Genomic DNA, 251 nt, shown 5'->3' with positions numbered 1-251 from the left:
GGTGGTGCAGGCCGACCCCGACATGGCCTTCCTGGCCGTGTCGCCGTCGCTCGCCCAGGAATGGCAATCGCACGTGCCCGGCGCGCAGGTGGTCGACAACGGCGTCGACCTCTCGACCTTCGCGTCTTCCGAGACTCCCGACGCTCCGCCCTTCGCGTTCTGGTCGGGCCGGATCGTGCCCGAGAAGGGGCTGCACCTGGCCCTCGACGCCGCCCGGGCGGCCGGGCTGCCGCTGACCTTCGCGGGCCCCA

General features: G+C 73.3%; 1 pseudogene. It reads left to right on the top strand.

The annotated features are described in order from the left end of the window. Positions 1 to 251 (top strand): annotated as a pseudogene (locus tag AC0IY0_RS28880) (glycosyltransferase family 4 protein); the annotation flags it as partial.

The sequence above is a fragment of the Methylobacterium sp. AC315 genome (genome assembly GCF_979253755.1).
Note: the sequence above shows the minus strand (reverse complement) of the source record. Positions and strands in the feature narration are given on the sequence as shown.